This window comes from Vibrio sp. OY15, from assembly GCF_000742455.1.
In the GTDB taxonomy this organism is placed as follows: domain Bacteria; phylum Pseudomonadota; class Gammaproteobacteria; order Enterobacterales; family Vibrionaceae; genus Vibrio; species Vibrio alginolyticus.
In genome coordinates this window covers 233,096-245,456 of record NZ_JPIL01000001.1, presented here as the reverse complement: position 1 = coordinate 245,456, position 12,361 = coordinate 233,096, and the positions used below count along the sequence as shown (strand labels likewise).

9 protein-coding genes are annotated in these 12,361 nt (G+C 45.0%); 4 read left to right on the top strand and 5 right to left on the bottom strand.

The genetic code is table 11. The annotated features are described in order from the left end of the window. Positions 1-18: 18 nt before the first annotated feature. A complete protein-coding gene (locus IJ23_RS01080) occupies positions 19-711 on the bottom strand; it encodes a TIGR01621 family pseudouridine synthase (protein ID WP_033905107.1) in 693 nt (230 codons plus the stop codon). 82 nt (positions 712-793) lie between these two features. Then, positions 794-2,164, bottom strand: a complete 1,371-nt coding sequence (locus tag IJ23_RS01075) for a sodium-dependent transporter (protein ID WP_050550051.1) — start codon at positions 2,162-2,164, stop codon at positions 794-796. A gap of 430 nt (positions 2,165-2,594) precedes the next feature. On the opposite strand from IJ23_RS01075, the gene cls reads away from it, so the two are divergent. The 4 genes from cls to IJ23_RS01055 all read left to right on the top strand — a co-directional run bounded on the left by cls (position 2,595) and on the right by IJ23_RS01055 (position 7,493). Next, on the top strand, positions 2,595-4,049 hold the full coding sequence (cls, locus tag IJ23_RS01070) for a cardiolipin synthase (RefSeq protein WP_005378105.1): 1,455 nt from the start codon (positions 2,595-2,597) through the stop codon (positions 4,047-4,049). Positions 4,050-4,260: 211 nt separating this feature from the next. Further along, entirely contained in the window at positions 4,261-5,466 is a 1,206-nt protein-coding gene (locus IJ23_RS01065; protein WP_005378106.1) for a cystathionine beta-lyase, read from the top strand. Between the two features lie 224 nt (positions 5,467-5,690). After that, positions 5,691-6,620: an esterase/lipase family protein gene (locus tag IJ23_RS01060; protein ID WP_086013868.1), complete on the top strand. Its 930-nt coding sequence runs from the start codon at positions 5,691-5,693 to the stop codon at positions 6,618-6,620. A gap of 12 nt (positions 6,621-6,632) precedes the next feature. Continuing rightward, positions 6,633-7,493 carry a lipase secretion chaperone gene (locus IJ23_RS01055; RefSeq protein WP_033905105.1) on the top strand — a complete coding sequence of 287 codons (861 nt, stop codon included), beginning with the start codon at positions 6,633-6,635 and terminating at the stop codon, positions 7,491-7,493. Positions 7,494-7,517: 24 nt separating this feature from the next. Here IJ23_RS01055 and IJ23_RS01050 read toward each other — a convergent pair whose 3' ends face one another. The 3 genes from IJ23_RS01050 to IJ23_RS01040 all read right to left on the bottom strand — a co-directional run bounded on the left by IJ23_RS01050 (position 7,518) and on the right by IJ23_RS01040 (position 12,361). Next, entirely contained in the window at positions 7,518-8,084 is a 567-nt protein-coding gene (locus IJ23_RS01050; protein ID WP_005378109.1) for a DNA-3-methyladenine glycosylase I, read from the bottom strand. 72 nt (positions 8,085-8,156) lie between these two features. Next, positions 8,157-11,267: an efflux RND transporter permease subunit VmeI gene (gene vmeI / locus IJ23_RS01045; protein WP_033905104.1), complete on the bottom strand. Its 3,111-nt coding sequence runs from the start codon at positions 11,265-11,267 to the stop codon at positions 8,157-8,159. Continuing rightward, positions 11,264-12,361: an efflux RND transporter periplasmic adaptor subunit gene (locus IJ23_RS01040; protein ID WP_033905103.1), complete on the bottom strand. Its 1,098-nt coding sequence runs from the start codon at positions 12,359-12,361 to the stop codon at positions 11,264-11,266. The genes vmeI and IJ23_RS01040 overlap by 4 nt, the downstream gene beginning before the upstream one ends.

Genomic DNA, 12,361 nt, shown 5'->3' with positions numbered 1-12,361 from the left:
TAGTTTTCTTTGTGACGGTTATTTGATCGTAGGCCAGTTCAGTTCCCAGGGGGAAAGCCAAGTATCCAAACCCTGAGAGACGATTTCACTGTGCCATTTGTTACCAAGCACTTTGTATTCTCGTGGATCGCAAACAAAGCGATATTGCTCATCTCGGTATTGGAAGCAAAGTGAAAATGCATGCAGATAACCGCGATCAGCCTCATTGCCTGCATTGTAAATCGGGTCGCCAACAATACCTGAGCCAACCGATTTTAATGCCACGCGGATTTGATGCGTTTTACCAGTGTGCGGCTTACATAAAAATAAACGCTCTCCGGGCTCTGCCGCAAGAGAGAAAAACTGGGTAACGGCTGGGTTATTTTTGCTGTTGACCAGCTTCCATGATGAACGGCGCGAACGCTCCATATCACCAACGACCAAACCTTGTTTCTTTTTCGGCTTTTTAGAGCCAATCGCCAGATAGAACTTTTCCACTTGGCGGTCAGCAAAAGCTTGCGATAACGCACTGCCCGCTTTGGCGTTGCGTCCGAGGAGCAGAATACCCGATGTCATTTTATCCAAGCGATGGATAAGATAGAGATGCTCATCACCACTCTGCTTAGCCACTTCTTGCAGCAGCATTGTGTCGCCATCGTCTTTATGAACAGAGACGTTAGGATGCTTATTGATGATCAGAAAATCGGGATGGGTATGTAGAATATCGAACATAAAAAACTGGCTCCACGTTTGGAGCCAGCAGTATACATAAGTTATCGGACAAAGCTATCGAGGCTTGCCCCCAAGGTCTTTGCTAAAGCTTCTTCGAGAAAATGCCAGCAAGACCAATGATTGCGATACCCAGCAGCATGATTTCACCTTTGCCACTGTCAAAGCCAGACTTAATCCCCATGAAGGCAACAATAGCAATCGCAACAGGAATCAGGTATTTAACTAGGTTGTACCACAATCCAAATAGCGGGAAGGATACTTCGCCGTCATTAGTGATCTCTTTTTCTAGCTCAGCACGGCTTAGGCGCCATCCAGCAAAGATACAAACCAACATACCACCAACCGCTAGGAAGATTTTGTCCGTTAGCAAGTCGAAGATATCAAAGGCACCGGTACCAAACAGCGTTGGTCCCATTCCACCTAACGATAGTGACGCAAAAATACATAATGCCGCCATAACTGCGCTTGCAGACAGAACTGCGTTAGAGCGCTTCATGCCTTTCTCGTCGATTAGGTAAGACACGACAACTTCCAATAGTGATACTGAAGAAGTTAATGCCGCCACCGTCAAACCGATGAAAAATAGCAACGCGAATAGCAACCCAATCACACCGCCCATTTCAGCAAATAGCTGAGGAACGACAACGAATACAAGACCAGGGCCTGCTGCAGGCTCCATGCCAAAGGCAAACATTGCTGGGAACATAGCAACACCAGCAAGAATCGCGACACCTGTATCCATCGCAGTAACCATACCGGTTGTTTGAAATAGGTTCTCTTTCTTCTTCAGGTAAGAACCGTACGTCATCATACAACCCATACCTAAGCTAAGTGAGAAGAACGCCTGCCCTAGTGCAGCAAGAACTACGTTGCTGTCGACTTTAGAAAAGTCCGGCATGAATAAGAACTCAAGGCCAGCCATTGCACCTGGCAGCATCAAGCCTTTAACAGAAACAACGATTAGGATTAAGAACAGAAGCGGCATCAGAACCTTACCGGCTTTCTCAATACCACCCGAAATCCCTTTCATCACGATCATGACATTAAGGAACAGGTAAACACCCATCCACATCAAAGGTTGAATCGGATCTGAGATGAAACCGCCAAAGCTGTCGCCAATTGCTTCTGGCGCGCTGAGTAGACCACCGCCCACTTTAAAGATGTAGGCCAATGCCCAACCACCAACCACTGGGTAGAAGCCCATGATCAAAAGACCACTGAAGACTCCCATAACGCCAGTGAACGTCCAGCGTCGGTCAGTTGTCTTGAATGCACCTACGGCAGAAAGACCTGTCTTACGACCAATAGCGAACTCTGTCAGCATCACGCTAAAGCCGATAAAAATTACAAAGATAAGATAGATAGCAACGAATGCACCACCGCCACTCTCACCTGCTGTGTAAGGGAATTTCCATATATTGCCTAAACCGACAGCGGAACCCGCTGCTGCCATTACGAAGCCTAGTTTAGACCCCCACGTATCACGTGGTGCTGCTGTATTAGTTGTAGCCACGCTTTTTCTCCAAAATTAGTTTGTTGTGTATGCATAGAGATAGACGTCTAAAAAGTTTATGTAAAAATTATTGTACACTTATAAAATAAGCGTTCGACGCACTATGTCTAGAAAGTAAAGCAGCTCCCCTTTAAAATTGGAACCCCAAAAAAGTACATTTATCGCACAAGTGTCGAGTTACGCAGGTTAAATGCTGCTTTTTTGTTCAAAAGTTAAAGAATGACCTTATTTTTCACATTAAAATAACAGAATCAGCTGTTATGAAATTCGTTCCTCATATAAGGTCAATCCCACGTCTAAATGGGAAATCTATTCCCCCAACCCACTTTTATGCTTAATATCCTAGAAGGGCATATTACTCTGAGCGTATATGGACAAGTTTTATCACTTTCTTACTTTAGCTGGCATCGGGCTATATTGGTTACTGGTCGCAGGTGTGACCATTCGTGTCGTTTTAAAGCGCCGTGCAGTGAGCGTGTCTTTAGCTTGGCTAATGATCATTTATATCCTTCCCGTTCTGGGTGTCGCATGTTATTTCCTCTTCGGTGAACTGAACTTAGGCAGAAAGCGAGCCGAACGTGCGAAAGAGATGTTTACACCATTCGAGAAGTGGTTCAGTCAGCTTAACGACTGTAACGCGCACAACCCAGAAACGATGGGAAGGCACATCTACCGAATTGATGAACTTTGTAACAACCGCCTTGGTCTTCCCGCATTGAGCGGTAATACATTGTCGCTGCAACAGTCACCTAATGAGATTTTGCATTCCATTATTGAAGACATCGAAAACGCGCAGAGCAGTATTCGAATGGTATTCTACATTTGGCATCCAGGTGGTTTGGCTGACTCTGTCGCTTCTGCGCTTATTCAAGCGGCTAAACGCGGCGTAGATGTCAAGCTATTGCTCGATTCAGCAGGTAGTCCACGTTTTTTCAGAAGTCCTTGGTATCGAATGATGCAGGATGCTGGAATTGAAGTTATTCAAGCGCTAGAAGTGAAGATGTGGCGTATTTTCTTACGTCGTCTTGATCTTCGCCAACATCGCAAGATCATCGTAATTGATGATGAAATTGCTTATACAGGTTCAATGAACTTGGTTGACCCGGCTTACTTCAAGCAAAATAGTGGCGTTGGGCATTGGGTGGATATCATGGTTCGTATTACAGGACCAACGGTAAACGTATTGAGTGCCATCCACTGTTGGGATTGGGAAGTCGAAACTGGCGAACGCCATTTACCGAGACTACCTGAATGTAAAATCGATGAGAGTGAATTCCAACACCCTATTCAGGTTGTGCCTTCTGGCCCAGGTATGCCGGAATATCTGATCTATCAAGTATTAACATTGGCAATAAACCAAGCCAATCGCTCGGTACGAATCACAACACCATATTTCGTGCCCAATGCTGATTTACTCGAAACGTTAAAGATGACAGCACAACGAGGCATTGACGTTGAACTCATTATTCCCCATAAAAATGACTCTATGATGGTGCAATGGGCGTCACGCGCTTTTTATAGTGAGCTCTTGAGTGCAGGGGTCAAGATTTATGAGTTTTATGGTGGTTTGCTGCATACAAAATCTGTCGTAATTGACGACCAATTCTGTTTAGTTGGCACCGTAAACATGGATATGCGCAGCTTGTGGCTGAACTTCGAAGTGACCCTCGCCGTTGATGACGAAGAGTTCACCAAGCAAATGTCTTGGTTACAAGATAGCTATATTAAGCAATCTCACACTGTTGTATTGGAAGAATGGGAGAAAAGGAGCCTATTTTCTCGGTTCTTAGAGCGAGTGTTCTATCTCTTCAACCCACTCCTCTAATACCTCAAATACACCGACTAAAAAACCTCCAGCGCTACATGCATCCTGCTGGAGGTTTGTTCTTTTAGCTCCCTATCTACACGATACCTCTCGACATCATTACCTGTTCATCTTGGCTGTTATTGGCTGATAGTCGACTTTTCCCTTGCATAACCTACGTCGTCCATGTTTTAAATATTCAAAACCGCAATATTTAAGACAGGGAACTTTTATGTCAGAGGGAAAAAAAACCAAACTCATTACCGCTGGCCGCGATAAAAAGTGGACAAATGGTGTTGTAAACCCACCCGTTCAACGCGCTTCAACAGTGGTATTCAATACCGTTGCAGAAAAGAACCAAGCCACCATTAATCGTGCAAACAAAACGTTGTTTTATGGTCGCCGAGGCACCAACACGCACTTTGCTTTCCAAGACGCAATGGTTGAGATTGAAGGTGGAGCTGGTTGCGCGCTTTACCCTTGTGGAACGGCAGCAATTTCAAACGCCATCCTCTCTTTCGTTGAAACTGGCGATCACATTCTAATGGTGGACACTTGTTACGAACCAACTCGTGACTTTTGTAACATCATCATGAAGAAAATGGGCATCGAAACCACCTATTATGACCCAATGATCGGTGAAGGTATCCGAGACTTGATTCAGCCGAATACCAAAGTCCTTTTCTTAGAGTCTCCTGGTTCAATAACCATGGAAGTCCAAGATGTACCTACATTAGCGCACATTGCCCATGAGCAAGATATCATCGTGATGCTAGACAACACATGGGGAGCTGGCGTGAACTTCTCTCCTTTCGAGCATGGCGTAGACATTTCCATTCAAGCGGCGACTAAGTATATTGTTGGACATTCAGATGTCATGCTAGGTACTGCTGTGGCTTCTGAAAAGTATTGGGATCAGCTTCGTGAACAAAGCTACCTGATGGGTCAGTGCGTTTCTCCTGACGACGCATACCTAGGTCTTCGAGGTATTCGCACGTTGGATGTTCGCCTAAGACAGCACGCAGAAAGCAGTTTAAAAGTCGCTCAGTGGCTCGCTTCTCGCCCAGAAGTTGATCATGTCCGCCATCCAGCTTTAGAAACAAGCCCTGGCCATGAGTTTTTCAAACGAGACTTCACAGGTGGAAACGGCTTGTTTTCATTTGTTCTCAAAACGTCTTATCCAAAAGCGACGACGGCTCTGCTTGATGGTATGAAACACTTCAGTATGGGTTACTCTTGGGGCGGTTATGAAAGCCTCATTCTAGCTAACGAACCTAAGAGCTTTAACAGCCTGAGAACCGTAGCTCACCCACACTTTGAAGGTACTTTGGTTCGTATTCATATTGGCTTAGAAGACGTAAATGACTTGATCGCTGATTTAGAGGCTGGTTTTGCGCGTTATAATGCCTTAATGCTTGAAAAAGAAGCCTCCCTATAACAATGATTGAATCGCCCTGCATTGCGGGGCGTTTTTATAACCCTCTGACTTAATTAGAATTAACTAACATTCGCCCGAACCATTAATTAATGTTAATCATTTGTGTTGTTTTTCAATTGAGCAGTCACAGAATGAAATAATGTGCCATAAATAGGCTTTTCAAATTTAGAGTTTCTCTCCTACTTTCTATCATTCATAAGAGGTCATACCACAAGGAGATAGTTTTGAAACTCAAATTTATAGCGCTAATGCTTTTTACCTTAGTTACCGTCCCAATAACCTCCGTATACGCTGCAACAGGTTATACCCAAACCAAGTATCCGATTGTCTTGGTTCACGGTTTGTTTGGTTTTGATACCCTGGCAGGCGTTGATTACTTTTTCGGAATACCACATTCCTTAACAAAAGATGGCGCTAAAGTTTATGTTGCACAGGTATCCGCGACCAATAGCAGCGAAGTTCGAGGGGAGCAACTGCTTGCTCAAGTAGAAACCTTACTTGCAGCAACAGGCGCAGAGAAAGTCAATCTCATTGGTCACAGTCATGGTGGTCCAACAACGCGCTATGTTGCCTCTGTCCGTCCTGACCTAGTCGCATCAGTTACGAGTATAGGAGGCGTTAATAAAGGGTCTAAAGTGGCAGATTTAGTTCGTGGCACCGTATCTGAGGGTTCGGGTAGTGAGCAGCTCGCGGTAAAACTGGCGCAAGGCTTAACTACTCTTATTAATCTTCTATCAGGTGGTTCTGATCTCGACCAAGACCCTTTAGCCTCACTAGCAGCATTAACCACGGAAGGATCATTAGCGTTTAACCAACACTACCCGGAGGGAGTCCCTACCAGTGAATGTGGTAATGGTGACTTGCTGGCTTCAAATGGCGTTTATTACTACTCATGGACCGGATCATCCACTTTTACAAACGTTTTCGATCCGACCGACGCTGCCATGATGGTACTTGGCTTAGCCTTTGATGGGCCAAATGATGGCTTAGTTGGTGCGTGCAGCACACATTTGGGCAAAGTCATACGTGATGATTATCAAATGAACCATTTGGATGAAATTAACGGCCTACTCGGTATTCATCATCTTTTTGAAACCGATCCAGTCACGCTTTATCGCCAACATGCAAATCGTCTCAAACTTCAAGGTTTATAAGAGGTCATCACAATGAAGAAAGTCGCTCTCACCACTTTTATCCTGCTCTCGATATTTGGCGTGGGAGCGCTTTCTCTGTTACAAAGCGACAAACAACAAGAGATAACCTCTAACCATTCGCCATCTCAGCAAGATATAGCCGCCGATGTCTCTTCCCCAAAAGACTTCTTCGAATATTCTCTTAGCCGGCTGGGCGAAGAAGATCTCGATACGATCAAAGCGGAAGTCAATGATGACACTTTAGCAAAGCAAACTCTGAATATTGATGCCACACTTTTTCAAGCCTACCTTTCCTACAAGCAAGCACTCACTGCATTAGAGCCTTTTGAGCACAACCACCTAACGCTTGAACAGTTAACCATGCTGAATGAAGCAATACTGAACTTACAGCTTCAATACTTTAACGAGGTGCAGATAACCCAATTGTTTGACGAAGAAAACCGACTTCGCCAACTTGCTTTAGAAAAGCTGACGATTAAAACACAGGCATCGGATATCGAGAGTCAAGCACACCTTCTCAATCAAGCGTTATCAGAACAACCGGATTACATACGAGAAAGTGAACGCAATAACGCATTAGCAGAGCAGCTCGAGCAAGCTTCTCAGCTTGATTCACAAGACAAGTACATCGCCCGTGTTGCTCTGGTAGGAGATGCCGGAGCGCAGAGGCTGCAAAAGCTTGATGAGCAAAGAGCATCATTTGAGACTCAACTCGCCACTTACTTAAAGCAGCGTCAAAATATTCTGAATAGGGATTTTCTAGGGCAAGACGAAAAACAGGCAGAAATCATTTCTTTAAGAAAACAAAGCTTCGATGCCCCTCAATGGCGTCGAATCGAAGCTTTGGAACGTATTCATGATAGCCAGAACTAACAACATTAGCTTAATCGCCAAACGTTACTTATTCTGCTTTTTAGGACATCCCACGATATGGTCATCCACCATGCCGACGGCTTGCATGAAAGCATAACAGATGGTTTCACCGACAAACTTGAAGCCTTTCTTTTTTAGGAATTTACTCATGGCTTTGGATTGCTCTGTCGAAGCTGGTACGTCACTCATATGTTGCCATTGATTGACGATGGGTTCACCGTCCACGAACTGCCACAACGCGTCTGATAAACTCCCGTATTCAGCAATTAACGCTTTAGCCGCTTTGGCATTACTAAATACCGAGTTAATCTTTCCACGATGTCTCACAACATCGAAGTTTTCCACGATGTATTCAGCGCGTTCTTCATTTCTTTGTTCCAACGCATCTAGATCGTAATTCTCGAACGCTTCTCTGTAACCTTCGCGCTTTTTAAGGATGGTGATCCAACTAAGACCAGCTTGCGCACCTTCCAAAGTAATAAATTCAAACAGGACTTGGTCGTCATATACTGGCACGCCCCATTCGGAATCATGATATTCGCGCTCTAATGGGTGATTCATCGCCCACGCACACGTTTTTTGTTCTGTCATTATTCTTCCTTAAAAAGCGCCTCTAACTGATGAGCTAGAGGCGCAATACTTTTCATCGTTATATCAGTAGCACTAAGCCTGTTTCGGTACTGCCACTTTATGGAACAAACGATACAACACTGGTACGACAATCAGTGTCAGGACTGTCGCAAAGCCCAAACCAAACATAATCGTAACCGCCATTGGTTTGAAGAAGATATCTGGCAACAGTGGGATCATACCAAGGATCGTCGTGATAGCAGCCATACAAACGGGACGGACGCGACTTACCGCAGCATCAACGACCGCGTCATAAGCCTCTTTACCGGACTTCATTTCAATTTCAATTTGGTCCAGTAATACGATGCCATTTTTGAGCACCATTCCCGATAAGCTTAAGAAGCCGAGCAATGCCATAAAACCAAACGGCGTGTTGAGTGCCAACAAACCGGTGGTGACACCAATTAACGCCAGTGGCACGGTAAGCCAAACAATGAGTGGCTCTTTGATAGAGTTAAATAGGAATACAGTGATCAAGAACATGAACAAGTACCCCATTGGCATAGTAGTAAACAGTGACTCTTGAGCATCACCTGAAGATTCGTATTCACCACCCCACTCTAGTGAATAGCCAGGAGGCATTTGAATCGCTTCGATTTGGGGCTGTAAACGTTTTTGCAACGTCGATGCGGTTTCTTCACCTAGAATATCAGGGTCTGCCATCACAGTGAGCATACGCTTACGGTTCTTACGTAAGATGATAGGATCCTCCCAACGCATGTCGTAACCCATTGTGACTTGTTGAAGTGGGATAAACTCACTCTGTGCTGGACTCCATATTTTCATGCCTTCGATGTTACGAATATCAATGCGCTCATCTTCTGGTAAACGAGCCACGATAGGCATGAGCGTCGTGCCGTCTCGGTATAAGCCTATCGTCATTCCAGAGAATGACATGGACAAGAAATCATCGACGTCCGATTTGGTAATGCCATAGCGACGTGCCTGACTCTCGTTAAACTGAGGTTCAAGAACTTGGGTTCGTTCACGCCAATCATGCCTGATATTTGTTGCCTGAGGGTCGGCGTACATGATGTCCTTGACCTGAGCGGCTATCGTACGAAGGACGGTTGGATCTGAGCCAATAATACGTGCTTCAATTTTTGCACCACCACCAGGGCCTAACTCAATCTGTTTGAGCTTGTAATTGATTTCTGGGTAGTTGGCTTTTAAATACTCTCGAAACTTCGCCATTAATGGTTTTAACGCTTCGTAATTTTCCATACGAGTGGTTATCTCACCATAAGCCGCATAACTTTTCTCTGGCGCGTACGTTAACATGAAGCGCTGTAAACCTTTACCCGCGGTCGTCGTGATATGGTCAACATGCTCTTGCTTAGCTAACCAACTTTCTAACTCTTTAAGCGTTGTGTTAGTTGCTCGAATATCAGTTCCTTCTGGCATCCATACATCTAACTGAAAAATCGGCGTTGTCGACGATGGGAAAAACGCTTGCTTCACAAAGGTGAACCCGTAAACACTTGCCGCTAATCCCGCAATCAGCACCACAACGGTAAACCAAGCACGACGCATACAAAACTGAAGAAACTTTTTATAAATAACGAAAATAACCCCGTTATATGGATCATTTTCTTCCCCTTCACCTTGTTTAATCTTCTGGCCTTTAAAGAAGATGTCAGCAAAGAATGGTGTCAACGAGATAGCGGTAAACCAGCTCAACATTAAAGAGATCAGCAGAACCGTAAACAAAGTGCCACAGTATTCACCCGTAGAGTCTTCAGACAGTCCAATTGGCGCAAATGCAGTTACCGCAATCACAGTTGCCCCAAGTAATGGCCACTTTGTTTGGGTAACAATGTCGGTCGCTGCTTGGAGTCGAGTTCGCCCTTTTTGAGTACCAATCAAAATCCCCTCAACCACAACGATTGCATTGTCCACCAACATACCTAACGCGATAACCAAGGCACCTAATGAAATCCGCTGCAAATCTATCGCGAGATACTTCATGAAAATGAACGTACCCAACACCGTCAGCAGTAAAATTAAACCGATAAGCAGACCTGAACGTAGCCCCATAAAGAACAGAAGTACGATAATGACGATACCGACAGCTTGAGCCAAGCTCACAACAAAACCGCTAACCGATTTATCCACCTCTTTAGGCTGACTGTAAATTTCCGAGATTTCGATACCAACAGGTTGTTGGTACTTTAGCTCTGCAAGGCGATGATCAAACGCTTTTCCGACTTCAACGACGTTGACGCCTTCAGCAAAAGAAACACCCACGTTTAGTGCGAGGCTGCCGTTAAAATTAATAATATTATTCGGGACTTCTACGTAACCACGTTTTATTTCCGCCACATCTTTCAAGAAGATGAGCCCCTGAGCACCCGACTCAGTAATCAACAAATCGCCTAGCTCATCCACACTCTGGAACTCGCCAGTCGGCTGAATTCTGATGTACTCATCACCAATTCTGATCGCTCCTGCGTCAGAAACTACGTTTTGCGTCGAAAGAAGATTAAACACGGTATCCGGAGCAAGACCTATACTGCTCAATTTTTTCATCGATACTTCGATGAACACTTGCTCTTGCTGTTGCCCAGATACCGAAACTTTACTCACGCCATCAACCAGTTCGAGCTCTCGGCGTAAGTAATCGACGTAATCCAGTAGCTCTTTATAGCTATAACCGTCGCCAGTCACCGCTAACAAAATCCCGTAAACATCACCAAAATCATCGATCACTTGAGGTTCATTCACACCTGGAGGCAACGTCCCTTTAAGGTCGTTCACTTTACGGCGCAACTCATCCCAAATTTGTGGTAGATCATCAGGGCCATAATTGTTCTTCATCGTGACCGTGATTTGAGATAAGCCTCGGCTAGAAATCGAATTTACTTCATCAACATAAGTAAGCTGCTGAATCGCTTTTTCGATTGGATACGTCACTTCTTCTTCGACTTGTTGCGGTGTCGCACCAGGGTAAGAGGTCACTACCATCGCATCTTTAATAGTAAAAGCAGGGTCCTCAAGACGCCCTAAACCAAAGAATGCGGCGATACCACCAATCAAAAATATCAGTGCAACCATCCAACTGATGACGCGATTTCGGATGAAGTACGCAGCAATACCGGTCACATCATCATCACTTTGAGGCACTGATTTATTAAGATCGCTCATAGACCGGCCTCCTGCGTAGCCATTTCCTGTATCACTTCCACTTTCATGCCATCCCTTAATCGAGAAACACCGGCAATCACAACTTTGTCTTTGAGCATGAGACCATCAAGGATTTGAATGGACGTTTTAGATGCCTTACCTGCTCGCACCTGTTTGCGCGATACCGTATTGTCGTCATTCAGTACCCACACAAATTTGTTTTCGCGTCCCAGCTCGTCACCGTCCGCATTGAAAATGGCTTCGATAGGGACATTAATTCCTAGGTTTAAATCAAGCCCAACATTCTCGTCTTTAGACGTTACTTCAACAGCCATCCCATCTAGGATGTACTCTTCTTCCGGCATAGGAAGCGACAGTGTGACAGTAAACGTACCTGTTGTTGGATCGGGCTCAGTCGTAAACTCTTTTACCGTCGCGTTATATTCGTTACCGCTGGGCACGCGCACCAATGCTTTGATCGCGGTGAGTCTTTCTTCCGTTGGCGGTTGGTTCACATAGAGGCGGTCAGGAAGCTGAATCAACACTTCGACTCGCTCCAAGCTGTGAATATTAACGATATGCTGTCCGACTTGAACATTTTCGAATTGGTCGATATTAACTCGCGAAATAATCCCATCCACGGGCGCTTTTAAGGCAGTAAATGATAGACGAAGTTTGGCTAACTGAAGCTCTGCTAAGGCGATTTGTCGTTGTGCTGCAATTTCATCAAACTGAGACTTAGCTAATAGGCCTTTATCAGCCAAAGGGCGTGAGCGGCGATACTGACTGTCGACAACAGAAAAACGCGCACTCGCATTATCTACATCCAACTCATAGTCCGTGGGATCTAGCGTTGCAATAACATCACCCTTCGTGACTTTGTCGCCCTCTTTTACCATGATGCGGCTGACTTCTCCTGCCACTCTGAAGCTCAAATGAGAGCGATCCGCTGCATTCGCAACCGCAGGGAAGTACAAGTTGTCATCCACCTTGTTTCCCGCTAATGACGTAACTCTAACTCGTGGCGTTTCGAGCTCTTTTTCTGGCGCCTTATCCCCACAGCCAACGAGAAAAAGCGTTGAAAGTAAAGTCGCTAGAGAGATGATTCCTTTCAT